Source organism: Saccharothrix algeriensis, assembly GCF_016907655.1.
In the GTDB taxonomy this organism is placed as follows: Bacteria; Actinomycetota; Actinomycetes; order Mycobacteriales; family Pseudonocardiaceae; genus Actinosynnema; species Actinosynnema algeriense.
Genome location: NZ_JAFBCL010000001.1, coordinates 5,474,947 through 5,501,498 on the forward strand (window position 1 = coordinate 5,474,947; position 26,552 = coordinate 5,501,498).

At 74.1% G+C, this 26,552-nt stretch carries 27 protein-coding genes; 13 read left to right on the forward strand and 14 right to left on the reverse strand.

Annotated elements, in window-relative coordinates:
• Window positions 1–35 precede the first annotated feature (35 nt).
• Entirely contained in the window at window positions 36–1,256 is a 1,221-nt protein-coding gene (locus JOE68_RS25090; RefSeq protein WP_204844716.1) for an Nramp family divalent metal transporter, read from the forward strand.
• Between the two features lie 7 nt (window positions 1,257–1,263).
• Here JOE68_RS25090 and JOE68_RS25095 read toward each other — a convergent pair whose 3' ends face one another.
• The 4 genes from JOE68_RS25095 to JOE68_RS25110 form a co-directional block, all read right to left on the reverse strand.
• A complete protein-coding gene (locus JOE68_RS25095; protein ID WP_204844717.1) occupies window positions 1,264–1,899 on the reverse strand; it encodes a response regulator in 636 nt (211 codons plus the stop codon).
• On the reverse strand, window positions 1,896–2,804 hold the full coding sequence (locus JOE68_RS25100) for a sensor histidine kinase (RefSeq protein WP_204844718.1): 909 nt from the start codon (window positions 2,802–2,804) through the stop codon (window positions 1,896–1,898). The genes JOE68_RS25095 and JOE68_RS25100 overlap by 4 nt, the downstream gene beginning before the upstream one ends.
• A gap of 4 nt (window positions 2,805–2,808) precedes the next feature.
• The gene (locus tag JOE68_RS25105; RefSeq protein ID WP_204844719.1) at window positions 2,809–4,173 is read right to left on the reverse strand and encodes an alpha/beta hydrolase; all 1,365 of its coding nucleotides are present in this window, start codon (window positions 4,171–4,173) and stop codon (window positions 2,809–2,811) included.
• Between the two features lie 74 nt (window positions 4,174–4,247).
• The gene (locus tag JOE68_RS25110) at window positions 4,248–5,933 is read right to left on the reverse strand and encodes a DUF885 domain-containing protein (protein WP_204844720.1); all 1,686 of its coding nucleotides are present in this window, start codon (window positions 5,931–5,933) and stop codon (window positions 4,248–4,250) included.
• Between the two features lie 229 nt (window positions 5,934–6,162).
• On the opposite strand from JOE68_RS25110, the gene JOE68_RS25115 reads away from it, so the two are divergent.
• On the forward strand, window positions 6,163–6,363 hold the full coding sequence (locus JOE68_RS25115) for an antitoxin (RefSeq protein ID WP_204844721.1): 201 nt from the start codon (window positions 6,163–6,165) through the stop codon (window positions 6,361–6,363).
• 502 nt (window positions 6,364–6,865) lie between these two features.
• Here JOE68_RS25115 and JOE68_RS25120 read toward each other — a convergent pair.
• Window positions 6,866–7,093, reverse strand: coding sequence for a hypothetical protein (locus JOE68_RS25120; RefSeq protein WP_204844722.1), 228 nt, complete (start codon window positions 7,091–7,093; stop codon window positions 6,866–6,868).
• A gap of 164 nt (window positions 7,094–7,257) precedes the next feature.
• Between JOE68_RS25120 and JOE68_RS25125 the strand changes: the two genes are divergently transcribed.
• Window positions 7,258–9,075, forward strand: a complete 1,818-nt coding sequence (locus tag JOE68_RS25125; RefSeq protein ID WP_204844723.1) for a trypsin-like serine protease — start codon at window positions 7,258–7,260, stop codon at window positions 9,073–9,075.
• Window positions 9,076–9,220: 145 nt separating this feature from the next.
• Here the strand turns inward: JOE68_RS25125 and JOE68_RS25130 are convergent, their stop codons facing one another.
• Window positions 9,221–9,604 (reverse strand): ATP-binding protein, encoded by a 384-nt coding sequence (locus JOE68_RS25130; protein WP_204844724.1) that lies wholly within the window; start codon window positions 9,602–9,604, stop codon window positions 9,221–9,223.
• Window positions 9,605–9,742: 138 nt separating this feature from the next.
• Between JOE68_RS25130 and JOE68_RS25135 the strand changes: the two genes are divergently transcribed.
• Entirely contained in the window at window positions 9,743–10,066 is a 324-nt protein-coding gene (locus JOE68_RS25135) for an STAS domain-containing protein (protein WP_204844725.1), read from the forward strand.
• Between the two features lie 4 nt (window positions 10,067–10,070).
• On the opposite strand, the gene JOE68_RS25140 is transcribed toward JOE68_RS25135, so the two are convergent.
• Entirely contained in the window at window positions 10,071–11,462 is a 1,392-nt protein-coding gene (locus JOE68_RS25140) for a PP2C family protein-serine/threonine phosphatase (protein WP_204844726.1), read from the reverse strand.
• A gap of 95 nt (window positions 11,463–11,557) precedes the next feature.
• Here JOE68_RS25140 and JOE68_RS25145 point away from each other — a divergent pair, with 95 nt between their 5' ends.
• Window positions 11,558–15,994, forward strand: coding sequence for a hybrid sensor histidine kinase/response regulator (locus JOE68_RS25145; protein WP_372443337.1), 4,437 nt, complete (start codon window positions 11,558–11,560; stop codon window positions 15,992–15,994).
• 73 nt (window positions 15,995–16,067) lie between these two features.
• Here JOE68_RS25145 and JOE68_RS25150 read toward each other — a convergent pair whose 3' ends face one another.
• Complete coding sequence (locus tag JOE68_RS25150; RefSeq protein WP_204844727.1) at window positions 16,068–16,277, reverse strand: hypothetical protein; 210 nt, start codon at window positions 16,275–16,277, stop codon at window positions 16,068–16,070.
• Between the two features lie 122 nt (window positions 16,278–16,399).
• Between JOE68_RS25150 and JOE68_RS25155 the strand changes: the two genes are divergently transcribed.
• Complete coding sequence (locus JOE68_RS25155) at window positions 16,400–17,242, forward strand: helix-turn-helix domain-containing protein (RefSeq protein WP_204844728.1); 843 nt, start codon at window positions 16,400–16,402, stop codon at window positions 17,240–17,242.
• On the forward strand, window positions 17,239–17,418 hold the full coding sequence (locus tag JOE68_RS25160) for a DUF397 domain-containing protein (protein WP_204844729.1): 180 nt from the start codon (window positions 17,239–17,241) through the stop codon (window positions 17,416–17,418). The genes JOE68_RS25155 and JOE68_RS25160 overlap by 4 nt, the downstream gene beginning before the upstream one ends.
• A gap of 22 nt (window positions 17,419–17,440) precedes the next feature.
• Here JOE68_RS25160 and JOE68_RS25165 read toward each other — a convergent pair whose 3' ends face one another.
• The 5 genes from JOE68_RS25165 to JOE68_RS25185 all read right to left on the reverse strand — a co-directional run bounded on the left by JOE68_RS25165 (window position 17,441) and on the right by JOE68_RS25185 (window position 20,650).
• Entirely contained in the window at window positions 17,441–17,791 is a 351-nt protein-coding gene (locus JOE68_RS25165; RefSeq protein ID WP_204844730.1) for an STAS domain-containing protein, read from the reverse strand.
• Window positions 17,792–17,872: 81 nt separating this feature from the next.
• Window positions 17,873–18,232 (reverse strand): response regulator, encoded by a 360-nt coding sequence (locus JOE68_RS25170; RefSeq protein WP_204844731.1) that lies wholly within the window; start codon window positions 18,230–18,232, stop codon window positions 17,873–17,875.
• Window positions 18,229–19,299, reverse strand: a complete 1,071-nt coding sequence (locus JOE68_RS25175; protein ID WP_204844732.1) for a PAS domain-containing sensor histidine kinase — start codon at window positions 19,297–19,299, stop codon at window positions 18,229–18,231. Before JOE68_RS25175 ends, JOE68_RS25170 begins: the two co-directional genes overlap by 4 nt.
• A gap of 182 nt (window positions 19,300–19,481) precedes the next feature.
• Window positions 19,482–19,859 (reverse strand): ATP-binding protein, encoded by a 378-nt coding sequence (locus JOE68_RS25180; protein WP_204844733.1) that lies wholly within the window; start codon window positions 19,857–19,859, stop codon window positions 19,482–19,484.
• A gap of 140 nt (window positions 19,860–19,999) precedes the next feature.
• Window positions 20,000–20,650: a response regulator transcription factor gene (locus JOE68_RS25185; RefSeq protein WP_204844734.1), complete on the reverse strand. Its 651-nt coding sequence runs from the start codon at window positions 20,648–20,650 to the stop codon at window positions 20,000–20,002.
• A gap of 313 nt (window positions 20,651–20,963) precedes the next feature.
• Here JOE68_RS25185 and pcaH point away from each other — a divergent pair, with 313 nt between their 5' ends.
• The 4 genes from pcaH to pcaC all read left to right on the forward strand — a co-directional run bounded on the left by pcaH (window position 20,964) and on the right by pcaC (window position 23,477).
• Window positions 20,964–21,713 (forward strand): protocatechuate 3,4-dioxygenase subunit beta, encoded by a 750-nt coding sequence (gene pcaH, locus JOE68_RS25190; protein ID WP_307819885.1) that lies wholly within the window; start codon window positions 20,964–20,966, stop codon window positions 21,711–21,713.
• Complete coding sequence (gene pcaG / locus JOE68_RS25195) at window positions 21,706–22,269, forward strand: protocatechuate 3,4-dioxygenase subunit alpha (protein WP_204844735.1); 564 nt, start codon at window positions 21,706–21,708, stop codon at window positions 22,267–22,269. The genes pcaH and pcaG overlap by 8 nt, the downstream gene beginning before the upstream one ends.
• Before the next feature lie 81 nt (window positions 22,270–22,350).
• Window positions 22,351–23,106 (forward strand): 3-oxoadipate enol-lactonase, encoded by a 756-nt coding sequence (pcaD, locus tag JOE68_RS25200; protein WP_204844736.1) that lies wholly within the window; start codon window positions 22,351–22,353, stop codon window positions 23,104–23,106.
• The gene (gene pcaC, locus JOE68_RS25205; protein ID WP_204844737.1) at window positions 23,103–23,477 is read left to right on the forward strand and encodes a 4-carboxymuconolactone decarboxylase; all 375 of its coding nucleotides are present in this window, start codon (window positions 23,103–23,105) and stop codon (window positions 23,475–23,477) included. Before pcaD ends, pcaC begins: the two co-directional genes overlap by 4 nt.
• Window positions 23,478–23,514: 37 nt before the next feature.
• Here the strand turns inward: pcaC and JOE68_RS25210 are convergent, their stop codons facing one another.
• Window positions 23,515–24,054: an MOSC domain-containing protein gene (locus JOE68_RS25210; protein WP_204844738.1), complete on the reverse strand. Its 540-nt coding sequence runs from the start codon at window positions 24,052–24,054 to the stop codon at window positions 23,515–23,517.
• A gap of 116 nt (window positions 24,055–24,170) precedes the next feature.
• Here JOE68_RS25210 and JOE68_RS25215 point away from each other — a divergent pair, with 116 nt between their 5' ends.
• Both JOE68_RS25215 and JOE68_RS25220 read left to right on the forward strand, forming a co-directional pair.
• Window positions 24,171–24,404 (forward strand): hypothetical protein, encoded by a 234-nt coding sequence (locus JOE68_RS25215; protein ID WP_204844739.1) that lies wholly within the window; start codon window positions 24,171–24,173, stop codon window positions 24,402–24,404.
• A 567-nt stretch (window positions 24,405–24,971) separates the two neighbouring features.
• Window positions 24,972–26,297: a lysine N(6)-hydroxylase/L-ornithine N(5)-oxygenase family protein gene (locus JOE68_RS25220; RefSeq protein ID WP_204844740.1), complete on the forward strand. Its 1,326-nt coding sequence runs from the start codon at window positions 24,972–24,974 to the stop codon at window positions 26,295–26,297.
• The last annotated feature ends 255 nt before the right edge of the window (window positions 26,298–26,552 follow it).

Below are 26,552 nucleotides of genomic sequence, written 5' to 3' on the forward strand. Positions count from 1 at the left end.
GCGGCACGCGCCCCTGCCCGGGAAGGAGCGCTCGGATGGTCGGTCTGCCGGTGGTGACCCGGCTGCGCTCGGCCGCGGTGGTGATGGGCCCGGCGTTCGTGGTGGCGGTCGCCTACGTCGACCCGGGCAACTTCGCCACCAACATGGCGGGCGGCGCGAGCCACGGCTACCTGCTGCTGTGGGTGATCGTGAGCGCGAGCCTGCTGGCCATGTTCATCCAGTACCAGTCGGCGAAGCTGGGCGTGGTGACCGGCCGCAACCTGCCGCAGCTGTGCCGGGAGCGCTACCCGCGCCCGGTCACGGGCCTGCTGTGGGCGCAGGCCGAGCTGGTCGCCATGGCGACCGACCTGGCGGAGTTCGTCGGCGCGGCGGTGGCGCTGAACCTGCTGTTCGGGGTGCCGCTGCTGCCGGCCGCGCTGATCACCGCCGCGGTGTCGGCCGGCATCCTGGCGCTCGCGCCGCTGCGCCGCCGCAGGTTCGAGTCGGTGATCATCGGCCTGCTGGCCGTCGTGCTCGGCGGCTTCCTCTACCAGGCGCTGCAGCTCGGCCCGCTCACCGGGGCGGCGGCGGGCCTGGTGCCGGGCTTCGCGGGCACGGACAGCGTCCTGCTGGCCACCGGGATGCTCGGCGCGACCGTCATGCCGCACGTCATCTACCTGCACTCCGCGCTCACCCAGCAGCACCACGACCCCGACCGGGCGGTGCGGGCGCGCACCCTGCGGGCCAGCCGCGCGGACATCGTCGTGGCGCTGGGCCTGAGCGGGCTGGTCAACGTGAGCATGCTGGTCGTGGCCGCCGGGGCGTTCCACTCGACCGGTGCGCCGCGGGAGTCGCTGGAGGACATGCACACCGGGCTGGGCGACCTGCTCGGGCCGGGCGCGGCGCTGGCGTTCGCGCTCGCGCTGCTGGCCTCCGGGCTGGCGGCCTCCAGCGTGGGCACCTACTCGGGCCAGGTGGTGATGGAGGGCTTCCTGCGCCGGCGGATCCCGCTGGCGCTGCGCCGGCTGCTGACCATGGCGCCGGCGCTGGCCGTCCTGGCCGCCGGGGTGGACCCGACCAAGGCCCTGGTGCTGAGCCAGGTGGTGCTGTCGTTCGGCATCCCGTTCGCCCTCGTGCCGCTGGTGCTGCTCGGCCGCCGCGCGGACGTGATGGGCGCGGACGCCAACAGCCGGGCGACGACCTGGTGCGGGGTGGCCGGCGCGGTGGTCATCTCGGCGCTCAACCTGTTCCTGCTGGTGCGCACGATCGCCGGCTGACACGCGGTCACCGGTCGACCAGGCCGTGCTCGTAGGCGTAGATCACCACGTGCACCCTGGTGCGCAGGCCCAGCTTCGCCAGGACGTGGGCCACGTGCGTCTTCACGGTCCCCTCGCCGATGCGGAGCGCGGCGGCGATCTCGGCGTTGGTCAGCCCCCACGCGACGTGGCGCAGCACCTGCCGCTCGCGGTCGGTCAGCAGGGCCAGCTCCTCGGTGGCCGGCTCGGGGGACAGCCGGGCGAACCGGCCGACCAGCCGCCCGGTGACGCGGGGGTCGACCAGGCCGTGCCCCCGGTGGACCGCGCGCACGGCCGCGACCAGCAGGTCCGGGTCGCTGTCCTTGAGCAGGAACCCGGCCGCGCCCGCGCGCAGCGCGCCGAACAGGTACTCGTCCAGGTCGAAGGTCGTCAGCGCGAGCACCCGCGCGGAGCCGGCCAGCGCGCGGATCGCGGAGACGCCGTCCAGCCGGGGCATCCGGAGGTCCATGACCACCACGTCGGGGCGCTCGCGCAGGGTCCGCGCGACGGCGTCCGCGCCGTCGGCGGCCTCGGCGACGACCGCGACGTCCGGTTCGGCGGACAGCACGACCCGCAGCGCCTCGCGCACCGGCGCCTGGTCGTCGGCGACCAGCACGGTGATCACCGGCGCACCGGCAGCCGGACCTCGACCCGCCACCCGGTCGGCGCGGGTCCGATGTGGACGGAACCGGCGAGGGCGCCCACCCGCTCCCTGATCCCCTTGAGGCCGTTGCCCTCCTCGGCGGCGGTCCGGCCGGAACCGTTGTCCGCCACCAGGATCGCCAGCTGCCCGCGCTCGCGCCGCAGCCGCACCAGGATGTCGGTGGCGTCGGAGTGCCGCACGGCGTTGGTCAGCGCCTCCTGCACGACCCGGTAGGCGACGTGCGCGACCACCGGGGGCAACCCGTCCACCGTGCCGCGAGTGGTGATCCGCCTGCCCGGCCCCGAGAGCCGTTCCGCCAGGGCGGAGAGGTCCTCCGGCGCGCGCAGCTCCCCGACCAGGCCGCGGACCTCGGCCAGTGCCGCGGCCGAGAGGTCGGCGACGGTGGCCAGCGCCCGGTCGGCCGTGTCCGGGACCCGTTGCGCGGCAACGGCTTGCAACCGGATCGCGGTCAGGTGGTGGCCGACGCTGTCGTGCACGTCGCGGGCCAGCCGCGCGCGGTCCTCCGCGATCGCCAGCCGGGCGGCCTGCGCGCCGCGCTCCCGCTGCGCCCGGAAGCCGCAGCCCACCGCGACCGGCGCCACGCCCATGACCGCCAGGTCGGTCAGCGGGATCGCCCCGGTGTCGGACCCGGCCACCGAGGCGAACGCGAACGTCCACCCGAGCGCCCCGACCGGCACCGGCCACAGCGGGCGGCGGTGGTAGGCGGCCAGGCAGAACGCCGCCACCGCGACCAACCTGCCCGGCCACCCCGCGCCCAGCCCGGCGCCCGCGGTCGCCGCGAGCGCCGACAGCAGCGCCGCGGTCAGCGGCGCCCGGCGGACGAACAGCAGCGGCAGGCACACGGCCGCGCTCGCCAACACGATCACCGCGTCAGTCTCCCGGACACGCGGTCCCCGCCGCCGGCAGGACACCGGTGGCGAAGTAGCGGTTCACGTGCTCGCGCACGCACGGGTTCCCGCTCAAGTACACCGCGTGGCCCGAGGGGACCGAGAGGTACCGGGCGTGCGCCAGCCGCGACGCGACGCGCCGGCCGTACGCGGGGGGCGTCACCGGGTCGTGGTCGCCGTTGACCACCAGCGCCCGCACGTCGGCCCGGAACGGGTGCTGCGGGAACGTGGTCGGGACCGGCAGGCCGGCGCAGTGGTTGGCGATGACCCAGGTCTGCCGCCACCCCACCAGCGGCGCGTCCCGGCGCACCCGCGACTCCAGCTCCCGCAACCGCCCGAACTCCGACGGGTAGCGGAAGTCGGCGCACAGCACGACCCGCGACAGGTCCGGGTCCCGCGCGCCGGAGTCCACCGCGAACCGCCCGGCGTCGCCGCCCAGCGCCTCGGCCAGCGCGCGGGCCAGCTCCGCCCAGTCCTGCGGGCCGTCCAGGAACGCCCGGGACACGATCCGGGCCGCGCTGACGGAGCCGCCCGACGACGTGGGGATCGGCGCGCGCGCGAGGACTTCGGCCCACACCCCGACGACGTCCCGGCCGTGCAGCGCGCACCGGGCGTCCTCGGCGCACCACGCGGCCATCCGGTGCAGGTTCCGCTCGTCCGCGGCGGCCCGCTCCCCGACCCAGTCGACCACCGACCGCTCGGTGTGGTCGAAGGCGCTGTCGAGGTAGAACCGCCCGACCCGGTGCGGGAAGGACTCGGCGTACGCCTGGCCGAACACCGTGCCGTAGGAGTTGCCGAAGTAGTTCAGCCGCCGCTCGCCGAGCGCCACCCGGACGGCCTCCAGGTCCCGGGCGACCTGCCAGGAGTCCAGCTTCCCGGCCAGCGGACCGGCCGCCGCGACGCACCGCGCCCCGAACCCGCGGTTGGCGGCCCGGTAGCGGTCGAACTCCTCCCGGTCGTCGAAGACCCACTCGGCGCGCTGCGGCGAGGGCGAGGGGCACCGCACGCCGCTGCTCCGGCCGAACCCGCGCGGGTCGGCCAGCACCACGTCGAACGACCGGGACAGGTCCTCCAGCGCGTCCTTGACGTGCGGCAGGTGGGCGATCTGCTCACCGGGCCCGCCGAGGTTCACCACCACCGACCCCCGGCGCCGCTCCCGCGCCGGCACCTTGGCGATCCCCAAGGAGATCCGCGCCCCGTCCGGGCGGGCCCAGTCGGCCGGCACGGTCAGGGACGCGCACCACAGCCCGTCCCCGCACTCCTGGAAACCCGTCCGGGCCGCGGCGGGCGTGACGGTCCCCGCCACCAGCGCCACGGCGGCGACGGCGGTCGCAGCAGTCCTCCACATGCCGCCAGCCTGGCCGGTCCCGGCACTCGCCCGCCTCTGCCGCGGGGCATATCTTCGAGGCGCGCCCCGGCGGGTCAGCCCCGCTCCGCGTCGACCCACCGGTCGACCACGCGGGTCAGGGTCTCCAGCGGGAGGGCGCCGCCGGCCAGCACCCGGTGGTGGAAGTCCCGGACGGAGAAGCGGTCGCCCAGCGCGCGGCTCGCCCTCGCGCGCAGGTCCTCGATGTGCAGGCGGCCCAGCAGGTAGGCCGTCGCCTGCCCCGGCCAGGCGATGTAGCGGTCGATCTCGTTGCGCACGTTGGACTCCGACAGCGCCGAGTTGTCGCGCAGGAACGCCCGCGCGCGGTCGCGGGACCAGCCGTGGTGGTGCATCCCGGTGTCCACCACCAGCCGGCACGCCCGCCACGCGTCGAACGACAGCATCCCGAACCGGGCCAGGTCGCCCGAGTACAGCCCCATCTCGTCGGCCAGGCGCTCGGTGTACAGGCCCCAGCCCTCGGCGTGCGCGGTCAGGTAGGCGAAGCGCCGGAAGTCCGGGAGGTCCTCCACCGACTGCGCCAGCGCGATCTGGAGGTGGTGGCCCGGGACGCTCTCGTGGAACGACAGCGCCTCGTACTCGTACCGCGGGCGCGACCGGGGCTCGTGGGTGTTCACGACGTGCGCGCCGGGCCGCGAGCCGTCCTCGGCGGGCGGCTGGTAGTAGGCCAGCACGGAACCCTCGGCCTCCGCCGGGTGCATCGGCCGGACCTCGCACGGGGCGATCTCGTAGGGGTGGAACCACCCCGGCAGCGCGGCGCTCGCCCGTTCCAGCGCGGCGACCGCGCAGGCCACGATCTGCTCGGCGTCGTCGAAGCGCAGCGACTCGTCCTCGCGCAGCCGCCGCAGCACCTCCGGCACGTCCGACGTGCCCAGGGCCCGACCGCCCAGCTCCGCGAACTCCTCGTGCACCTCGGCCAGCTTCGCCAGGCCGATCTCGTGGATGCGCCCGGGGTCCAGCGCCGTGGTGGTGTGCGCCCGGACGGCCGCCGCGTACACCGCCTCCCCACCGGGCACGTGGCAGACGCCGACGTGGTCGTCGTCCCGCGCGCCGTCGGCCAGGTCGGCCAGCGTCGCGGCGAACCGGGCCAGCGCCGGGCGGACGACGTCCCGCACGGCGGCCTCCACGCGCCGCGCCGCGTCGACGGCGCCCGGTTCCCGGGCGGGCCGCAGGAACGGGTCGTCGGCCAGGTCGGTCGCCAGGTAGCCGCGCACCTGCTCGACGGCCTGCCGCACGCCCGAGGCCGTGGGGGTCCGGCCGTCGGCCCGCGCCTGCCGGAACCGCTCGCCCACCGCGTCGAAGTACCCGCCCAGGCCGGCCAGCCGCCGCAGGTAGTCCTCGGCGTCCGCCGCCCGGCGCAGCCGCGCCAGCGGGACGGTGGAGAACACCGCGTTCTGGGCGCCGACCATGCTCGCGGACACCGCGATCTCGGCCGCGCCCACGCCGTAGCCGGTGGCCAGCTGCGCCCGGCCGTCGCGCAGCAGCCGGTCGAGCATCTCGTGCGTGACGACGTCCTGGCCGGTCAGCCGGTCCGGGTCGATCGCGGCCAGCCGCCGCCCGAACCCGTCGAGCCGTTCCAGCCCGCGCTGGTCGGCCTCCCGGCCGGGGTCGGGGACGTCGCCGTCGTGGCCGGGCACGCCGTGCGCGGTCGCGGCGAACGGGTCGGCCTCGCACCGGTCCCGGAAGTAGTCCGCTGCCAGGTCCGCGAGCTGCTGGTCGGTCACGGTGCTCCTTCCGCCGGGGATCGCCCTCGACCGGAGGGTAGTGGCCACTCACCGCCGGGGGGAGCCGCCACCGGTAGGTGGTCGTCCCCGGTGGCACGTGCCCGCGATTCGTGACGGCCCGTTGTGCGGTATCCCACGATCGGGTGGCTTTGTCGCGATGCGGCCGATCGGCGGGTACCCCACCGCGGAGCGTCCACCCGGGACGCCCTGCGTCAGGAGGTTGTGGCAGATGGGCATCGGCGACAAGTTCGACGAGCTGAAGAACAAGGCCAAGGACGCGCTGGGGCAGCACGGCGACAAGGCGGAGCAGGGCGTCGACCGGGCGTCCGGCGTGGTCGACGAGAGGACCGGCGGCAAGCACTCCGAGCAGGTCCAGCAGGGCGCGGAGAAGGCCAAGGAAGGTCTGCGGAACTTCGGTGACCAGCGTTAGGCGGTCCCACCGAGCGGTGGCCGCCCCCGCGGACCACCCCGCCGCCAAGGGCGTGACGCCGGCAGGTGACGCACCGACGGGCGCCGTGTGCGCGCATACCGTGCGCCCGAACGCCGTTCACCTGAGCGCCGTGCGTCTGAGCGCCGTGCGCGCGAACGCCGTTCGCCTGAGCGCCGTGCGCGCCGATGCGGCGCCGGCGGGTGGCCCGCGGGTGTCGGGGCGATGGGAGCCGTTGTCGTGGGCGCCGCCGTCATGGGCGGCGCGTCCGGGGAAGCCCGTGCGAGGAGCGCCCCGCACCTCGCGCGGTGGGCGCGCCGCCTCACCGGCGGCCGGCGCAGCGGACGCCCACCGGATCCGCCCCCACCGGAGCAGCGCGGCAGGTGTTCGCCCGCGGTGGCACATGTGGTGACACGAGCACCGCGGTGACACGAGGACCGCGGCGACACCTGCGGTGACACGAGGAAGGGCCGCCCCCGCGGGGGCGGCCCTTCCGGCGTGAGGACTACCTCAGGCGCGCAGCCAGCAGCTCCTTGCCCTGCTCGGCGCCCTTGCGGCTCTCCCCCTGGGCGCGGCGGAAGAAGTCGGCGAGCTCGGTGTCGCCCGTCCGCTCCGCGTCGGCGATGTAGGACTCCAGGCGCAGCGCGTTGCTCAAGCACGCCTCGACGAACCAGATGATGTTGTAGTCCTTGTCCTGCGTGCCGGTCACCTGACCGCTTTCCGTGGTGGACACGTGCCCTCCTCCGTAGTGGTCTGCCACTCGGGGGGATACCCGCGAATAAGTGCCGTACCCCTACGGATCACGTCCCTGATTGTTCCCGGACGGGCGCCGCCCGACAGTGGGCTCTGCCGCTTCACCCCCTGCTGAGGCGGCTGTTCGCCTGGAAGGGAAGCACAGTGAAACGACCACGTCCCAGGGGTTTCGCGCCCCTCGTCGCGGCGGCCTTGCTGCTACCGCTCCTCCCCCTGCCCGGGGCCTCCGCCTCGCCGGGCAACGCCCCTGCCGCGAACTTCGAGGGCGACACGGTACCCGCCCCGTCCGACGCGGGACCGGCCTTCCACAACGGCCAGGACGCCACCGTCGACGAGTTCCCCGCGATCATCGCGGGGGTGCGCGAGGGCGGCTCCCGCCCCCAGGGGCAGAGCTGCACCGGCTCGGTCGTGGCGCCCCGCAAGATCCTGATCGCGGCGCACTGCGCCGACGCCTCGGGCGAGAAGAGCTTCGTGTACGGCCTGGACGACCTGAACGCGGGCGGCGGGTTCCGCACCGCGGTGGTCGAGTACAAGAAGCACCCCAAGTACGTCAACTTCGACCAGGGCTACGACGTCGCGGTCGTCACCGTGGCCGACGACATCCCGGTGCGCGGCGGGCGCTACGCGCAGTTCGCCACCTCCGCCGACTCGGGGCTGGCCACGCCGGGCAAGAGCGGCCTCGGCTTCGGCTACGGCAAGAAGGACTTCAACGACAACCAGCGCGACGTCACGCTGGACAAGGCGACGCTGCCCATCGTCAACGGCGACTCGCTGTGCCAGGGCGTCGGCGCGGGCTTCAAGTCGGCCACGATGATCTGCGCCGGCTACTCCGACGGCCGCACCACCATCCTGCCCGGCGACAGCGGCGGTCCGCTGATCGTGGACGGCAAGATCGTGGGCGTCGCGTCGTGGAGCCGCAGCGACTTCAAGTGGTACAGCGTCTACGGCCGGCTGACCAACGACATGGGCGACTGGGTCAGGCAGGAGGTCGGGACGCCGCAGTCGGACTTCGCGCTGGGCACGTCGCCGGGCAGCCTGAAGGTCACGGCGGGCAGGCACGCGTCGGCCACGGTGACGTCGGTGGCCGGTTCCGGTGGTCCGGAGTCGGTGTCGCTGTCGGCGTCGGGCCTGCCGAGCGGGGCCAAGGCGGTGTTCCAGCCGACGTCGATCCAGAGCGGGTCCAACGCCAAGCTGACCGTCGAGACCACGGCCGCCACCCCGAACGGCACCTACGACGTGACCGTGACCGGCGCCGGCGCCGGCGGGAAGACCGCGACCGCGAAGCTGTCCCTGACCGTCGAGGGCGGCGACCAGCAGCCGGGCGACTTCACCCTCGGCCTCTCGCCGAGCAGCCTGAAGGTGGCGGCGGGCGAGCACGGGTCCACCACGGTGACGTCGGTGGCCGGTTCCGGTGGTCCGGAGTCGGTGTCGCTGTCCGCGTCGGGCCTGCCGGACGGGGCCAAGGCGGTGTTCCAGCCGACGTCGATCCAGAGCGGGTCCAACGCCAAGCTGACGGTCGAGACCACGGCCGCCACCAAGGCCGGGACCTACACCGTGACGGTGACCGGCGCCGGTTCGGGCGGCCGGACGGCGACGACGGCGCTGACCCTGACCGTGACCGGCGACACACCGCCCGACGGCGAGGTCAAGGTGACCGTCAACCCGTCCTCGGTGTCGGTGCAGCAGGGCTTCTTCGCCCAGTTCTCCGTCACGGCCACCGGGGGCGCCGGGACGCTGGCGCTGTCGGCCGCCGGCAACCCGGCGGGCACCCAGCTCCAGTTCCACCCGCGCTCCATCGCCCAGGGCGGCAGCAGCAACGTCTTCCTGAGCACCGGCTTCCAGACCCCGGTGGGCACGCACCGGATCACGGTCACGGCCACCTCGGCCGACGGCAAGACCGGCACGGCGACCTTCACGCTCACCGTCACCTCGTGGGGCGTGCGGTCCATGCGGGCGGCCTGACCGCCGCACCGCTCGAGCGCGACGCGGGACCACGGCGCGGGCCCCGACCGGTTCTCTCCCCGGTCGGGGCCCGCGCCCTGCCGCGTCCCGGGGTCCCCGCCGCCCCGGAGCCCGCCGGGGCGCCGGGGCGCCCGCGCGGCGGCCCTCAGGCGAGTTCCGCCCACACCGCCTTCCCCACGGCCCTCGGGGACGTGCCCCAGTCGCGGCTCAGCGCGGCCACGATGATCAGGCCGCGCCCGCGGGCCGAGTCCACCTGCACGGGCCGGGGCTGGGGCATCGCCGGGGACTGGTCGGCCACCTCGATGCGCAGGCCGTCCGGTGTCCTGGACACCGTCAGCTCCAGGGGACCCGTCGCGTGGTCCACCGCGTTCGACACCAGCTCCGTCACCACCAGGGCCGCGTCCTCGGCGACCTCGGGGGACACCCCCCACGCCGTCACCGCCTCATCGACCAGCCGCCTGGCCTGCGCGGAAGCCCCGGCGGTTGCGGGCAGCGTGACGGCCACCGGCGTCGCTGGCTCGTTGCGCACAATCCGCTCCCGTTGATCGGCCGTTACCGCATCGTCGCACATCCTGTCGCTTCAACCACCCAGTGGTCGCGTCCGGGGTGCCCTTGCTGCACGATCTGTACCGGCACGGCACCCGCCGGGCGGAGAGGCGCGGACGCGATGGACTTGCAGGTGCGCAGTGAGGTGCGCGGCGGCTGGACGGTCGTCGCGGTCTCGGGGGAGTTGGACGCGGACACCGTCCCGGTGCTGTCCGACCTGCTGGAGGAGACCTCCGGCGACCGGGTGGTGGTCGACCTGAGCGGCGTGCCGTTCATGGACACCACGGGCCTGTCCCTGATGCTCGACTGGCACCGGCGGCTCGACGGCACGGGCGGGCAGTTCCGGATGGCGGCGCTGCAGTCCTCGGTGCGCCGGCTGTTCCGGCTGACCGAGCTGTCCGAAGTGATGCACATCCACGACTCGGTGGAGGACGCCACGACGTGACACCTCAGTCCTCGGCCTGCACGACCAGCAGGGTCAGGTCGTCGTGCTCGGCGTCGCCCAGCCAGGAGAACACGACGTGCCGCACGTGCTCGGCCACCGCCTCGGCGGGCAGGCCGGCGCACTCGGCGAGCGCGGCCTTGAGCCGCACGTCGCCGAACAGGTTCCGGCGGTCGCCGCGGGAGCGGGCCTCGGTGACCCCGTCGCTGTAGAGCAGCAGCGTCTCGCCCGGCCCCAGGGCCACGGTGGTCTGGTGGAAGCGGACCTCGGGCAGCACGCCGACGATGCCGCCGTGCACCGCCACCTCGTCCACGCGCCCGCCGGAGCGCAGCACCAGGGGAGCGGGGTGGCCGCCGGCGGAGAGCGCGACGCGCAGCCCGCCCGCCTGGACGGGCACCAGGTCGCCGACCACCAGCGTGGTGAACAGCTTGCTGCCGGCCGCCCGCAGCGCGGTGTTGAGCAGCGCCAGCAGCTGCGCCGGCCGCTGCTCGACCACCAGCAGCGCGTGCAGGCTCTGCCGCACCCGGCCGGAGTGCGCGGCGGCCTCCAGGCCGTTGCCCGCCACGTCGCCCAGCGCGAACGCGGCGGTGCCGTCCTCGCGGGGGTGCACGTCGTAGAAGTCGCCGCCGACCAGGGCGCGGTGGTGCGCGGGCTCGTAGACCCGGGCCAGCCGCACGCCGGGCACCGCCGGCAGCGGGCTGGGCAGCAGGTTGGCGCGCAGCGCCTCGATCGTGCGCTCCTGCTCGCTGAACCGCGTGCTCACCTCCAGCGCGGCGGCGGCCCGGTCGGCGTAGCGCGCGAGGAGGTCGACGTCGCGCGGGCCGCCGAAGCACACCAGGGCGCCGCCGGCGGTCAGCGGCACGGCGGTGCCCACGCCGGTCGCGCAACCCCACACACCGTCCCCCGCGGGGGTGATTTCGGCGTGTCGCGCGGCGCCGTCCAGGACGGCGAGCAGGCCGGGCACGCCGGCGGCGGCCTGCCGGGGCGTGCGGACCGGGGTGACCTCGCCGTCCGGGCCGCGCCGCCACCACTCCAGCCGCCCGCGCCCGCCGGGGACGACCGCCACGGCCTGCGGGGCGGGCGCCGCCTCCACCGCCCGCCGCAGCGCCTCGGCGCGGTCGGTGAGCGGGGCCAGTTCGCGGGTCGCCCGTTCCAGGAAGTCCTCCGCGTCGCGGTACCACGCGGTCCAGCCGCCGCCCAGGTCCTGCGAACGGCCCTCCAGGACCGCCGGCGCACCCGGCCTGGCCTGCGGGAACAACACGGTGGCCAGCGGGTTGGCCAGGCGCACCACCCCCAGCGGGTCGACCACGACCACGGCTTCGTGGACGCCGTCGACCAGGCGACGCCACGCTTCGAGGTCGAGGCCCGCCGCGGCGCCTTGCCGGTAGCCCTGGGCCATGGTGGCTCCTGTGTGTCGGGTCGTGACCAACCTAGCGGACACGCCACCTGCAACAGTGGCAGGCTTGGCGCAGATCCGCTGACGTTGGAGGCCCAGTGACGACCGCGCAGGACGACACGGACGTGACCCTCGCGAGGCTGCTCACCGCGATGCGGGAGATGCGGGACGGCAACTTCCGCCGCCGCCTCGTGGTGCCGCAGGGTCCGCACGGCGAGCTGGCGGAGGTGTTCAACGAGATCGCGGAGCGCAACCAGTGGCTCGTGGCCGAGCTGGTCCGGGTCCGCCAGGCGGTCGGCCAGGAGGGCAGGCTGGGCGACCGGATCGCGGCCGGCGCGGGCCCGATGGGCTGGGGCATGGCGGTCGAGGCGGTCAACGGCCTGATCGACGACCTGGCCCGGCCGACCACCGAGCTGAGCCGCGTGCTCGCGGCGGTGGCGCAGGGCGACCTGACGCAGGAGATCACCGTGACCGGGCGCGGCGAGGTCGCGACCCTGGCCGAGAGCTTCAACTCGATGACCTCGACGCTGCGCACGTTCGCCGGCGAGGTCACGCGGGTGGCGCGCGAGGTGGGCACCGACGGCCGGCTGGGCGGCCAGGCGCAGGTGCCGGGCGTGGCGGGCACCTGGAAGGACCTCACCGACTCGGTGAACTTCATGTCCGACAACCTCACCGCGCAGGTCCGCGACATCGCGCAGGTGGCGACGGCGGTGGCGCAGGGCGACCTGTCGCAGAAGATCACCGTCACGGTGGCGGGCGAGATGCTGGAGCTGAAGGACACCGTCAACACGATGGTGGACCAGCTCTCGTCGTTCGCCGACGAGGTCACCCGCGTGGCGCGCGAGGTCGGCACGGACGGCCGGTTGGGCGGTCAGGCGCAGGTGCCCGGGGTGGGCGGCACGTGGCGAGACCTGACCGACAACGTGAACTTCATGGCCAACAACCTGACCTCGCAGGTCCGCAACATCGCGCAGGTGGCGACGGCGGTGGCGCTGGGCGACCTGTCGCAGAAGATCACCGTCGACGCGCGCGGCGAGATCCTGGAGCTGAAGGACACCATCAACACGATGGTCGACCAGCTCTCGTCGTTCGCCGACGAGGTCACCCGCGTGGCGCGCGAGGTCGGCACCGAGGGCCGGCTGGGCGGCCAGGCGCAGGTGCAGGGCGTCGCCGGCACCTGGCGGGACCTGACCGACTCGGTGAACTTCATGGCGGGCAACCTGACCTCGCAGGTGCGCAACATCGCCCAGGTCACCACCGCGGTGGCGCAGGGCGACCTGTCGCAGAAGATCGACGTGGACGCGCGCGGCGAGATCCTCCAGCTCAAGACGACGATCAACACGATGGTCGACCAGCTGTCGTCGTTCGCGGCCGAGGTGACGCGCGTGGCGCGCGAGGTCGGCAGCGACGGCCGGTTGGGCGGTCAGGCGCAGGTGCCGGGCGTGGCGGGCACGTGGCGGGACCTGACCGACTCGGTGAACTTCATGGCGGGCAACCTGACCTCGCAGGTGCGCAACATCGCGCAGGTGGCGACGGCGGTCGCGCGCGGCGACCTGTCGCAGAAGATCACCGTGCAGGCGCGCGGCGAGATCCTGGAGCTGAAGGACACCGTCAACACGATGGTGGACCAGCTGTCGTCGTTCGCCGACGAGGTCACGCGCGTGGCGCGCGAGGTGGGCACCGACGGCCGGTTGGGCGGTCAGGCGCAGGTGCCCGGCGTGGGCGGCACGTGGCGCGACCTGACCGACTCGGTGAACTTCATGGCCAACAACCTCACCGAGCAGGTCCGCAACATCGCCCAGGTGACGACGGCGGTGGCGGGCGGCGACCTGTCGCAGAAGATCACCGTGGACGCGCGCGGCGAGATCCTGGAGCTGAAGTCGACCATCAACACCATGGTCGACCAGCTGTCCGGCTTCGCCGACGAGGTCACCCGCGTGGCGCGCGAGGTCGGCACCGACGGCCGGCTGGGCGGCCAGGCGCGCGTGCCGGGGGTGGCGGGCACCTGGAAGGACCTCACCGACAACGTCAACGTGATGGCCGACAACCTGTCCACGCAGGTGCGCAGCATCGCGCAGGTGGCGACGGCGGTGGCGGGCGGCGACCTGTCCAAGAAGATCACCGTCGAGGCGAAGGGCGAGATCGCCGCGCTGGCCGACACCATCAACGGCATGGTGGACACGCTGCGCGCGTTCGCCGACGAGGTGACCCGCGTGTCCCGCGAGGTCGGCACGGAGGGCATCCTGGGCGGCCAGGCGCGCGTGCCCAACGTCGCGGGCACCTGGAAGGACCTCACCGAGAACGTCAACTTCATGGCGAACAACCTGACCAACCAGGTGCGCAACATCGCCCAGGTGACGACGGCGGTGGCGCGCGGCGACCTGTCCAAGAAGATCGACGTGGACGCGCGCGGCGAGATCCTGGAGCTCAAGACCACGATCAACACGATGGTCGCCCAGCTGTCGTCGTTCGCCGACGAGGTCACCCGCGTGGCGCGCGAGGTCGGCACCGAGGGCAAGCTCGGCGGCCAGGCCGAGGTCGAGGGCGTCTCGGGCACCTGGAAGCGGCTGACCGAGAACGTCAACGAGCTGGCCGGGAACCTCACCCGGCAGGTGCGGGCGATCGCGGTCGTGGCCACCGCGGTGACCGCGGGCGACCTGACCCGGCAGATCACCGTGGACGCCTCCGGCGAGGTCGCCGAGCTGAAGGACAGCGTCAACCGGATGATCGGCAACCTGCGCGAGTCGACCCGGGCCAACCAGGAGCAGGACTGGCTGAAGACCAACCTGGCCCGGCTGTCGGGGCAGATGCAGGGCCACCGCGACCTGCACGCCATGGCCTCGCTGGTGATGAGCGAGCTGACGCCGCTGGTCTCCGCGCAGCACGGCGCGTTCTTCCTGGTCGACGGGGTGTCCGACGCGCTGGAGCTGACCGCGACCTACGCCTACCAGCCGCGCGGCGGGCGGCCCACCCGGTTCGCCCGCGGCGAGTCGCTGATCGGCCAGGTGGCGGTGGAGAAGAAGACGGTGCTGGTCACCGACGTGCCGCCGGGGTACCTGGAGATCGGCTCCGGGATGGGCGCCGCGCCGCCGCTGAACCTGGTGATCCTGCCGATCGTGTTCCAGGGCGAGACGCTGGGCGTGATCGAGCTGGGGTCGTTCGGCGAGTTCACCGAGGTGCACCTGGACCTGCTCGACCAGCTCAAGGAGAACCTCGGCGTCAACGTCAACACGATGCTCGCCAACGCCCGCACCGACAGCCTGCTGGTCGAGTCGCAGCGGCTCACCGAGGAGCTGCGGGCCGGCTCGGTGGAGCTGGAGGCGCGGGCGCGGCAGCTGTCGTCGGCGTCGAAGTACAAGTCGGAGTTCATGGCGAACATGTCGCACGAGCTGCGCACGCCGCTGAACTCGCTGCTCATCCTGGCCAAGCTGCTGGCCGACAACCTCGACGGCAACCTCAACCCCAAGCAGGTCGAGTTCGCCCGGACCATCCACTCGTCGGGCACCGACCTGCTCCAGCTCATCGACGACATCCTGGACCTGACCAAGGTCGAGTCCGGGCACATGCAGGTGCAGACCGACCCGGTGCGGGTGTCGGACGTGGTCGGGTACGTGGAGGCGCTGACGCTGCCGCTGGCCGCGGAGAAGGGGCTGGAGTTCGACGTCAAGGTGGACCCGGACGTGCCGTCCACCCTGCACACCGACGAGCACCGCCTCCAGCAGATCCTGCGCAACCTGCTGTCCAACGCGGTGAAGTTCACCCACGACGGCGAGATCATGCTGCACATCCGGGTGAACGACGGCGTGGTGGCGTTCGACGTGCAGGACACCGGCATCGGCATCCCGGCGGAGAAGCTGTCGGTCATCTTCGAGGCGTTCCAGCAGGCCGACGGCACCACCTCGCGCAAGTACGGCGGCACCGGGCTGGGGCTGTCCATCAGCCGGGAGCTGGCCGCGCTGCTGGGCGGGCGGCTGGACGTGCGCAGCGAACCGGGCCTGGGCTCGACGTTCACCCTGTACCTGCCGCTGAGCGACCAGGGCCTGGTGCCCGCGCCGGTCGACGTCGAGCTGCCCGAGCCGCCGACCGCGCCCGCCGAGGAGCCGCACCTGCCGGCCGACGCCCCGGTCGAGCTGCCGCCCGCGCCGATGCGGTTCCACGGCGAGAAGGTGCTCATCGTCGACGACGACCTGCGCAACGTGTTCGCGCTGACCAGCGTGCTGGAGCTGCACGGGCTGGAGGTCATCTACGCCGACAACGGCATCACCGGGGTGCGGGCGCTGGAGCAGTACGACGACGTGTCGCTGGTGCTGATGGACATCATGATGCCCGAGCTGGACGGCAACGCGACCATGGCGGCCATCCGCGCCATGGCGCGGTACTCGGACCTGCCGGTGATCGCGGTGACGGCCAAGGCGATGAAGGGCGACCGGGAGAAGAGCCTGGCCTCGGGGGCCACCGACTACGTGACCAAGCCGGTGGACACCGACCACCTGCTCCGGCTGATCGCGTTCTACCTGGGGCTGGAGCAGGACTGAGCGGGCCGCCGGGCACGCGCGGGAACCGCTGTGCCCGTCAGGGTCGGTCCGGCCCTGACGGGCTGCGGGACGATCAGCTCGCCGAGGTCGTGCGCATTTCCCGGAGCGCCGCCTCGGAGACTCCGACCAGTTTCTCCAACGCCGCTTCGCTGAAAGCCAATTCGAGTTCGCCACGGCCGAAGGAGAGAGCCACCGAATCCGGGTGGATCTCATACTTGATGGGCGTCTCGCCGTCGTAGTGAGCCCACGTACACATCTGACCGCTACCGACCATCGGGTACACGAATCAACCGCCTTTCGTTTGGAATAGCTGGTGCGCACCAGAGTTCATGGTGCGCACCAGCTGGTCAATGCCCTGATCGTGCGATCCTCTGGTGGTTTCAAGCGCCCCCTATGCTGTGCGGCATGGTCCGCACCACGCCCAAGGCCGTAGCGCTCGGCGCCGAACTCCGGGCTGCCCGCGACCGCGCCGGCACCGGTCTGCGCGAACTGGCGAAACGGCTCGGCGTCGACCACAGTTCGCTGTCCCGCGCCGAATCGGGCGAGCGCCCGCCGAACCCCGAGGTGGTCGCCGCGATCCTGGCGACGCTGGGAGTCACCGGTCACGAGTTCGAGCGGATCGTGGACATGGCCAGGGTCACCGACGACTCGGTGTGGGTGGCGGTATCGTCGCCGGACCGGCAGTCCCAGCTGTCGGCGTTGCTGAGCTTCGAGCAGATGGCGGTCACCATCACGGACGTCTCGCCGCTGCTGATCCCCGGTCTGCTGCAAACGGGTGCTTATGCGCGGGCCATCATGCGCGCGGGGCGGGTGCCGGAGCAGGAGATCGAACTGCGCGTCGCCACCCGTCTCGGTCGGCGGGACGTCCTCACCCGTGAGAACCCGGTGCGGTTGACGGCGCTCATCGGGGTGTCGGCCCTGCGCAGCGACATCGGCGGCCCGCGTGTCATGGCGGACCAGTTCGCCCAGCTGCTCAAGACGGCCGAATGGCCCAACATCACACTGCGCGCCATTCCCGAGGCGACCGGTTGGCACCCCGGATTGGAGGGTGCGTTCGCTATCCTCGACACCCAGGCAATGAGCATCGTGCACGTCGAGAATCGCCGGAGCGGTTTGTTCTACCAGGAAGCAGTGGATGTCACGGCGTACCAGGAAGCCGTGGAACAGGTGCTCGACGTCGCGTGCAGCCCGGACGAGACCATCGGGTTGATCGCTCGCGAGGTCGAGCGGATCGAGGAGAAGACATGACGCGGTGGCGCAAGTCCAGCCGGAGCACCAACACGAACTCCTGCGTCGAGGTCGCCCGGGACCTGGCGGCGGTGCGCGACTCGAAGAACCCCGACGGCGCGCGGCTGGGGTTCCGCGGGCCGCGGGCGGTGGCCGCGCTGGTGGCGGCCGTCCGGCGGGGCCGCTTCGACGGCTGAGCCGGCCGCCGGGGCGTCCGGCTCAGCCGGTGCGGGACCGCAGGTCGTCCCGGACGTGCGCCAGGGCGGTCGCCCGCGTCGGGCACAGCGGGAGGTGGGGGCGCAGGCCGGTCACCTCCAGCGGGCGCAGGACCGGGTGGTTGGTGGCGACCACGGCCAGGCCGGGGACGCGGTTGCGGGTGTCGACCAGCAGCTGCATCCCGGCCGAGCCGAAGAACGTCACCCCGTCGAGGTCGAGCACGACGGCCGGCGCGGGCTGGTGCAGGGCCGCCCGGATCTTGGGCACGGTGTCCATGTCGACCTCGCCGACGACGGTCACCAGCAGGATCCCGTCGTGCCAGGACGACCCGACGGTGATCAGCGGCTGGTCCATCCGGGCACCCCCGACGCCGTGGTGGCTGCGGCGACCGACGTTACGGGAGTCCCGAACGGGTCACAACTTCCCGAACGGCGTTCACCCGAGCCTGCGCACCGCGTCGACGATGACCGCGTTGGGCACGCCCTTCACCAGGTACTCGGTCACGCCCGCGCGGCGCATCCCGGCGACCGCCGCCGGGTCGGCGTGGGCGGAGAACGCCACCACGCGGGCCTGCGGGCAGCGCCGGCCCAGCTCGCGGGCCACCCGGAGGCCGCCGCCGCCGGGCATCCGCAGGTCCAGCACGACCACGTCCGGCGAGTGCCGCTCGGCCAGCGCGATCGCGTCGCCCGCGGTGCGCGCGACCGCCACCACCGCGAGGTCCGGCTCGGCGGTCAGCACGTCGTGCAGCGCCTCGGCGATCATGGGGTCGTCGTCGCAGATCAGCACGCGCGTCATCGGGCGTCCGGCGTGGTGGTGGGCAGCCAGAACCGGACCGCGGTGCCGCCGCCCGGGCGCCGGGCGAGGGTCCACCAGCCGCCGGCGGTCTCGGCGCGCTCGCGCATCTCGATCATGCCGAAGTGCTCCGGGCCCGCCTGGTGCCCGGAGTCGGCGGCCACGCCGACGCCGTCGTCCGCGATCTCGACCAGCGTGCCGCGGTCCTCGGTGGACAGCCGCACGTCCACCCGGGACGACTCGGCGTGCTTGTGCACGTTGGCCAGCGCCTCCTGGCAGATGCGGAAGATCGTGACCGCCGCGTCGGGGGCCGGCTCCTGCGCCAGCTCGTCGCGCACGGAGTACTCCAGGCCCCACGCGGGGGCGAGGTCGCGCAGGTACTCCTCCAGCGCGGCCACCAGGCCGTTGCGGTCGATCTCCGGCGGGCGCAGCCGGAACACCAGCATCCGCAGCCGCTCGACCGCGCCGCGCACCGCCTCGTCGAGCCGGGCCACCGCGGCCACGTGCTCGGCGGGCAGCCGGCCGGCCAGCAGCTGCAGCCGCATCCCCACGGCCACCATCGCCTGCACGGAGTCGTCGTGCACGTCCCAGGCGATCCGCCGGCGCTCCAGCTCCTGCGCCTCGACCAGGTGCGAGACCAGCCGCCGCCGTTCCAGCAGCGCCTGCTCGGCCCGCCGCCGCTCGGTCATGTCCCGGGTGACCTTGCCGAAGCCGCGCAGGCAGCCGGTGCGGTCGAACAGCGCGGTGATCACCACGTTCGCCCAGAACCGCGTGCCGTCCGCGCGCAGCCGCCAGCCCTCGTCCTCCAGCCGGCCCTCGGCGATGGCCGTCTCCAGCTCGCGCTCCGGCTTGGCCGCGGCGATGTCCTCCGGCGGGTAGAACACCGAGAAGTGCCGGCCCAGGATCTCGTCCTCCCGGTAGCCCTTGATGCGCTCGGCGCCGACGTTCCAGCTGACGATGTGGCCGTCCGGGTCGAGCATGAAGATGGCGTAGTCGACCACCCCCTCGACCAGCAGCTGGAACGCCGACTCGGGCATCCGGTCGGGTCGCCGGCGGGGCGGGTTCGACATGGCGCCCACTGTGCACCACGTCACCACCCGCGCTCCGCCGGGGCACCGCCGCGCCGGGCGCCGCCCACCGGCCGGCACGTCGCCGCGCCGGCCGCGGCCCGGTCCGGTCCGCGGCCGGCCGCGCGCGGGGTTCGCCCGACCGGTGGGTCGCCGGCCCGCTGCCGCCCGGACCCCGCGGACCGCTAGGCCAGCTCGCACCACACGACCTTGCCGCGCCCGTCCGGCTCGACGCCCCAGCGCCGGCACAGCCGGTCGACCAGCGGCAGCCCCCACCCGCCGGTCACGCCCGCCGGCCGGACCCCCGGCCGCACCGGGCTGCCGTCGGCCACCTCGACCCGGACCCGGTCCGCGCCGCCGGCCAACCGCAGCACGGCCGGCCCGCCCGCGTGGCGCACGGCGTTGGCGACCAGCTCGGAGACCGCCAGGACGACGTCGTCGTGCACGCCCCGGTAGCCCCACGCGGCCAGCGTCCGGCGCGTGAAGTCCCGCGCGAGACCCGCGCCGCCCGGACCGCGCGGTGGGCTGTACTCGACCACCGGGTTCACCGTCGGGACGTCCACGCCCGCACTGTGGGGCACCCGACCCCGTCGACGCGAGACGCACCCTCGCCACCGGGCGTGGTGCATCTGCACCACGCGCCGCGGAACGGCGCGCGGGCGCGCCCCGGCGGCGGCAGCCGATCCGACCACGGCCGGGAGCGCTAGTCGACCAGCCCCGCCCGCCGGGCGATCGACACCGCCTCCAGCTTCGACCGCGCGCCCAGCTTGTCCAGCACGCGCTGCACGTGGTTGCGCACCGTGTTGCGGGCGACGCCCAGCCGGCGGCCGATCTCGTCCGTGCTCGCGCCGTCGGCCAGCAGGTCCAGCGTCTCCCGCTCCCGCGCGGTGAGGGACGCGCCGGTCGCCGCGACGCGCCCGGTGAACCGGTCGAGCACACCGGCGAGCAGCGCCCCGTCGAACACCGCCTCGCCACCGGCGACCCGCCGCACCGCCTCGGTCAGCTCCTCCAGCCCGGACGACTTGAGCACCAGCCCCGCGCCGCCCGCGTCCACCACGCGGGCGGCGACCGCGGAGGTGGCCTCGCCGGTCAGCACCAGCACCCGAGCGCCCAGCCCCCGCAGGTCGGCGATCACGCCGACGCCGTCGCCGTCGGGCAGCCGCCGGTCGAGCACCACGACGTGCGGGCGGTGCCGCCCGGTCGCGGCCAGCGCCGCCACCCGGGACCGGACCGCGGCCACCACCTGCACGTCGCCCGTCCGCTGCAGCGCCAGCCCGATCGCCTCCGCCACCATGTCGTGGTCCTCGACGAGGACCACGCGGATGGGATCGGACCGGGCAGGCGGTTCGGGCATGGGCGTCGACCTCGTGACGGTGGGGACCCCCGCGCGGGGACGGCCCCACCCTAGAGGGGGGAGGCCCGCGGGGTCAGGTGGAGGCCCACCGTCGGTGTGCGCGCGCGGACAGCCCGTCACCACCCCTGCCCGGGCGCCGCCACCGGCGACCGGTCCACTCCCGGGTGATCGCCCCGCCGCCCGCCCGATCCCGTTTTCGACCTTCCGTTCAGTGGAACCGGTCATTGCCCGCCCCACCGGGCTGAACCTAGGTTTCGCCCCACCCGGCGGCCCCGCCGTGCGGTCCGGGCCGGTCGGCTGAACAATCCCCCCGGTGGGAGAACAGGAGGGCGCGGTGCCACTCGACGCGACCACGCCGCAGTACCGGCGGGACAGCGGGTCCCACCCGCCGCTGCGCTGGCCGGACTACCGGTCCAACCAGTTCCGGCACCCGCACCGGCCGCTGGCGCTGCTGCCGCAGCGGCTCGGTGAGATCACCGGCCCGCTGCTGGGCGAGGGCCGGGTCGGCCCGCACGACAACGACCTCACCGCGGGCCACGACGGCGAGCCGCAGGGCCAGCGGATCATCGTGTCCGGCCGCGTGCTCGACGGCGACGGCAGGCCGGTCGCGGGCACCCTGCTGGAGGTGTGGCAGGCCAACGCGGGCGGCCGGTACCGGCACGACGGCGACCGCCACCCCGCGCCGCTGGACCCGAACTTCACCGGGGTCGGCCGCACCATCACCGACGCCGAGGGCCGCTACTCGTTCACCACGATCCAGCCCGGCGCGTACCCGTGGCGCAACCACGACAACGCCTGGCGGCCCGCGCACATCCACTTCTCGCTGTTCGGCACCGCGTTCACGCAGCGGCTGATCACGCAGATGTACTTCCCCGGCGACCCGCTGTTCTTCCAGGACCCGATCTTCAACTCGGTGCGCGACCCCAAGGCGCGCGAGGCGATGATCGCCCGGTTCGACCTGGGCAGCACCGTGCCGGAGTGGGCGCTGGGCTACCAGTGGGACATCGTGCTGCGGGGCCAGAACCCCACGCCGCTGGAGGACGAGGACGACGACGATGACTGAGCCGATCACCACCCCGTCGCAGACGGTCGGGCCGTTCTTCGGGATCGGCCTGCCGTGGGAGGACGGCCCGCTGGTGGTGCCCGAGGGCACGCCCGACGCGTTCCGGGTCGAGGGCTACGTGCTCGACGGCAACGGCGACCCGGTGCCCGACGCGGTCGTGGAGACCTGGCAGGCCGACCCGGACGGCCGGTTCGACCACCCCGACGACCCGCGCGGCGCGGTGCGCCGGGAGGGCTTCCGGGGGTTCGGCCGCAGCGCGACCGACGTCGAGGGCCGCTACGGGGTGCTCACGGTCAAGCCCGGCCCCCTGCCGACCGCCGACGGCGGCTGGGAGGCGCCCCACCTCAACGTGTCGGTGTTCTGCCGCGGGATGCTCGTCCGGCTGGTCACCCGCGTCTACTTCCCGGACGAGGCGGCCAACGCCGAGGACCCGGTGCTCAACTCCATCGCGGACCCGGCCGCGCGCGCCACGCTCGTCGCCGCGCAGGCCCCGTTCGGCTACCACTTCGACATCCGGTTGCAGGGGGAGCATGAAACCGTCTTCTTCGACGTGTGAGCGCCCCGGCCGGCCGGCGCGGGTGATCGGCGCGCGCCGGGCCGGGCCGGGGCGGCGGGAGTGCCGGGGGAGGACCGGGCGATGAGGCCGCACCACGAGCTGAGCGGGCCGCCGGGCGCGCCGGTGGTCGTCCTGGGCAACTCGCTGGGCACGACGACCGCCCTGTGGGACCCGCAGGTGGCGGAGCTGCGCGAGCGGTTCCGGGTGCTGCGCTACGACCACCGCGGCCACGGCGGCAGCCCGGCCGCGCCCGGTCCCTACCGGGTGGCCGACCTCGGCGGCGACGTGCTGGAGCTGCTGGACGACCTCGGGGTCGAGCGGTTCTCCTACTGCGGCGTGTCGCTGGGCGCGATGGTGGGCATGTGGCTGGCCGGGCACGCGCCCGAGCGCGTCGACCGGCTCGTGCTCTGCTGCACGACGGCGGACTACCCGGACCCGCGGCCGTGGCGGGAGCGCGCGGCGACCGTGCGGCGGTCGGGGACGGCGTCGATCGCGGCGCAGGTGGTGGGCCGCTGGTTCACCCCCGCGCTGCGCGCGCGGTCGCCGGAGGTGGTGGCGGCCTTCGAGGCGATGGTGTCCGAAGTGGACGACGAGGGCTACGCCGCGTGCTGCGACGCGCTGGCGGAGCTGGACCTGCGCCCGGTGCTGCCCGCGATCACGGCGCCCACGGCCGTGGTCGCCGGCGCGCAGGACGAGGCGACACCGCCGGACCGCCTGCGGGCGATCGCCGAGGCCATCCCGGCGGCGGAGCTGTTCGTCGTCGACGGGGCGGCGCACCTGGCCAACGTCGAGGCGGCCGACGCCGTCTCGGCCGTCCTGCGGGAGCACTTGCGATGAGCGACTACGACGAGGGCATGAAGGTGCGCCGCGAGGTGCTCGGCGACGAGCACGTGGACCGGGCGGTCGCGGGCGCCGACGGGTTCACCGCCGACTTCCAGGAGCTGATCACCCGCTACGCGTGGGGTTCGATCTGGACCCGCCCGGGGCTGGACCGGCGCACGCGGTCGTGCGTCACGCTGGCCATGCTGGCGACCCTGGGCCACGAGGGCGAGCTGGCGATGCACGTGCGCGCCGCGCTGCGCAACGGGCTGACCCGCGACGAGATCAAGGAAGTCCTGCTCCAGGTCGGCGTCTACGCGGGCGTGCCGGCGGCCAACCGGGCGTTCGCCGTCGCCCAGCCGATCCTGGCGCAGGACGACGACCGCTGAGACCGGTCGGACCCGCCCCGCGGGGCGGGTCCACCGGCTACACCGGCCCGAGCCGGTGGTGCGGGCCGGCGGGCGGCTCGACCCGGATCCGGTCGCCCGGCCGGACCTCGCCGCCCACCAGCACGACGGACATGACCCCGGCCCGGCGCACCACGGCGCCGTCGGCGTCACGCCCGAGCACGTGCTTGAGCAGCCCCGGCCGGTACCCGTCGATCTGCGCGCACGGGTTGCGCAGCCCGGTCACCTCCACGACCGCCTCCGCGCCCAGGCGCAGCCGCGTCCCGGTCGGCAGGCCGAGCAGGTCGACGTCCCGGGTCGTGACGTTCTCGCCCAGCCCGCCCGCGGTCACGGCGAAGCCCAGCGCGTTCAGCTCGTCGTGCAGCTCGGCGTGCATCAGGTGCACCTGCCGCAGGTTCGGCTGCGAGGGGTCGCGCCGCATCCGCGAGCGGTGCCTGACCAGCTCGCCGGCGTGCACGTCGCCCTCGACGCCGAGCCCGGCCACCAGCCGGATGACCTCGGTGTTCGGCTTGGTGAACGTGTACCCGGCGCTGCGGCTCACGGCCGCGACGGTCCCCATGCGCCCGACCCTACCCAGTGCCGGGGCCGCTCCCGGGATCCCGGCGGGCGGTAAGACTTCGGCGTCGCGCGGCGATGAACCGGGTGGACGAACCCTGCGGACGACGGTGGTCGACCATGAACGACGAACTGACCCACCGGGCGCGCGCGATGCTCAGGGCCGTTGCGGCCGGCCGCGCCGAGGTGACGCGCAGCCGCGAACCGGACCTGCGCGTGGACGGGCTGCTGTGCAGCGACCAGGTGGCGGCGCGGCAGCTGGCGCACGCCGGGCTCGTGCGGCCGGCGAGCGACTCCGGCGGCCAGTGGGCGCCGGCGGAGCTGACGCCCGAGGGGCGCGCGCTGCTCGCGTGACGACCGCGGCGGCCCGGCGTCGGCTGGGCCGTTCGAGTGGTTTTCCGGTGCGGCGAGCCGAACGGAGCACCGCCGCGACGCCGCGGGGCCGAGCGCCGCGGCGGGCCGGGGGAGGGCCGCTGCGTGGGCCGGACGGCCCACGACCGGGTCGGCCGGCGTCGGGTTGCCGCACCGACCGGCCGCGCGCCGGCGCTGTGACGAGCGGCACCGGCCGGCGGCCGTTCACAGATGCCGCCGGCGGTGAAGGCCCCGTGCGCGCGGGGGGCGCCGCTCGGCCGGGCGGTCGGGGCGCGACGAGCGGAAACGCGGTAGTGGCAGGTCAACGCACCGGGTCGGTCACCGGGCCCGCCGACCGCGGCGGAGCCGACCCGGTGGGCCGGGCGGCGGGGGCCCGCGCGGACCGCGGCGGCTCCTCGGCCCCGATTGCGCCGGCTACCGCCTTCCTCTCCCCTTGAGGTGAGGCTAGCCTAAATCAGCAAGAGGTCTGGATCACTCCCGCCGGGCGCGTACTTAGGTTAGGGTAACCGAAGTTCGATCACTCCCTGTTGTCGCACCGATGGGACAGCCATGTCACAGCCACCTGTCGTCGACGTCCTCGGTGTCGGCTTCGGGCCCTCGAACCTCGCGCTCGCGATCGCGGTCCACGAGCACAACGCCGCCGCGCGACCGGAAGACGTGGTGACCGCGCACTTCCTGGAGCGCCAGGCGCGGTTCGGCTGGCACCGCGGCATGTTGCTGGACGACGCCACCATGCAGGTCTCCTTCCTCAAGGACCTGGTGACGCTGCGCAACCCGAGCAGCTCCTTCAGCTTCCTCAACTACCTGCACGGCCAGGGCCGCCTGGTCGACTTCATCAACCACAAGAACCTGTTCCCGCTGCGCGTGGAGTTCCACGACTACTTCGAGTGGGCCGCGCGCAGGGTCGACGACCTGGTGTCCTACGGGCACGACGTGGTGGCCGTGCGCCCGGTGGTCGAGGGCGGCGTGGTCACCCACTTCGACGTGTCCTCGCGTACCGCGGCGGGCGAGGTGGAGATCCGGCGCGCCCGCAACCTCGTGCTGGCCACGGGCCTGCGGCCGAACCTGCCCGAGGGCGTCGTGCCGTCCGACCGGGTGTGGCACAACCGGGACTTCCTCCGGCTGGTCGGCTCGCTGCGGGACCCGGAGCGGCTGGTGGTGGTCGGCGCGGGGCAGAGCGGCGCGGAGGTGACCGCGTTCCTGCACGAGCGGTTCCGGGGCGCGGAGGTCTGCGCGGTGTTCGCGCGCTACGGCTACAGCCCGGCCGACGACAGCTCGTTCGCGAACCGGATCTTCGACCCGGCGGCCGTCGACGACTTCTACGCCGCGCCCGAGCAGGTCAAGCGCCGGCTGATGGACTACCACGGCAACACCAACTACGCGGTGGTCGACAACGACCTGATCGCCGAGCTGTACCGCCGGGTCTACCGGGAGAAGGTGCTGGGCGAGCAGCGGCTGCGGCTGCTCAACGTGTCCTGCGTCGTGGACCTGGTGGACGCGCCCGACGGGGTGCGGGTGACCGTCGAGTCGCTGGCCACCGGCGCGCGGACCGTGCTGGACGCGGACGCCATCGTCTACGCCACCGGCTACCACGAGGCCGACCCGACGGCGCTGCTGGGCGACCTGGCCGCCCGGTGCCTGCGCGACGATCACGACCGCCTGAGCATCGGGCGGGACTACCGGGTGGACACCGACGACGACGTGCTGGGCGGCATCTACGTGCAGGGCGGCACCGAGCACACGCACGGGATCTCCTCGTCGCTGCTGTCCAACACCTCCGTGCGGGTGGGGGAGATCCTGCGGTCCGTGCTCGACCGGCGCGGCCTGGCGCTGCCCGTCCAGCCGACGTTCGCGATCGCGTCGCACCCGGGCTGATCCCGCGGCCGCACCCGGGCCGATCCCGCGCCGGGTCGGCGGCTCGCCCCCGCCGGCCCGCGGGCTCGAACGCCGCGGGGCCCACCCGCTGCGCAGCCCGGCGGCGCGGGGACCACCGGGGCGCGGGCGCCCCGCCGCTTTCCCGGTGCGGCGCGGGAAAAGTCCATCGGCGGTGGTGGCGCACCGGAAAACACCCGTGGTACAAATAAGGGTTACGTCATCCGAAATGGATGGAATACGCCTAACACAGTGTAC

Bases quoted from the DNA above. Each gene is read 5' to 3' on its own strand.
- JOE68_RS25160 (WP_204844729.1), top strand. From the start codon at position 17,239: ATGACGCGGTGGCGCAAGTCCAGCCGGAGCACCAACACGAACTCCTGC.
- JOE68_RS25170 (WP_204844731.1), bottom strand. From the start codon at position 18,232: ATGACGCGCGTGCTGATCTGCGACGACGACCCCATGATCGCCGAGGCG.
- JOE68_RS25165 (WP_204844730.1), bottom strand. From the start codon at position 17,791: ATGGACCAGCCGCTGATCACCGTCGGGTCGTCCTGGCACGACGGGATC.
- JOE68_RS25155 (WP_204844728.1), top strand. From the start codon at position 16,400: ATGGTCCGCACCACGCCCAAGGCCGTAGCGCTCGGCGCCGAACTCCGG.
- JOE68_RS25090 (WP_204844716.1), top strand. From the start codon at position 36: ATGGTCGGTCTGCCGGTGGTGACCCGGCTGCGCTCGGCCGCGGTGGTG.
- pcaC (WP_204844737.1), top strand. From the start codon at position 23,103: ATGAGCGACTACGACGAGGGCATGAAGGTGCGCCGCGAGGTGCTCGGC.
- JOE68_RS25210 (WP_204844738.1), bottom strand. From the start codon at position 24,054: ATGGGGACCGTCGCGGCCGTGAGCCGCAGCGCCGGGTACACGTTCACC.
- JOE68_RS25215 (WP_204844739.1), top strand. From the start codon at position 24,171: ATGAACGACGAACTGACCCACCGGGCGCGCGCGATGCTCAGGGCCGTT.
- pcaD (WP_204844736.1), top strand. From the start codon at position 22,351: ATGAGGCCGCACCACGAGCTGAGCGGGCCGCCGGGCGCGCCGGTGGTC.
- JOE68_RS25140 (WP_204844726.1), bottom strand. From the start codon at position 11,462: ATGGCCCAGGGCTACCGGCAAGGCGCCGCGGCGGGCCTCGACCTCGAA.
- JOE68_RS25220 (WP_204844740.1), top strand. From the start codon at position 24,972: ATGTCACAGCCACCTGTCGTCGACGTCCTCGGTGTCGGCTTCGGGCCC.
- JOE68_RS25115 (WP_204844721.1), top strand. From the start codon at position 6,163: ATGGGCATCGGCGACAAGTTCGACGAGCTGAAGAACAAGGCCAAGGAC.
- JOE68_RS25175 (WP_204844732.1), bottom strand. From the start codon at position 19,299: ATGTCGAACCCGCCCCGCCGGCGACCCGACCGGATGCCCGAGTCGGCG.
- JOE68_RS25135 (WP_204844725.1), top strand. From the start codon at position 9,743: ATGGACTTGCAGGTGCGCAGTGAGGTGCGCGGCGGCTGGACGGTCGTC.
- JOE68_RS25105 (WP_204844719.1), bottom strand. From the start codon at position 4,173: ATGTGGAGGACTGCTGCGACCGCCGTCGCCGCCGTGGCGCTGGTGGCG.
- pcaG (WP_204844735.1), top strand. From the start codon at position 21,706: ATGACTGAGCCGATCACCACCCCGTCGCAGACGGTCGGGCCGTTCTTC.
- JOE68_RS25185 (WP_204844734.1), bottom strand. From the start codon at position 20,650: ATGCCCGAACCGCCTGCCCGGTCCGATCCCATCCGCGTGGTCCTCGTC.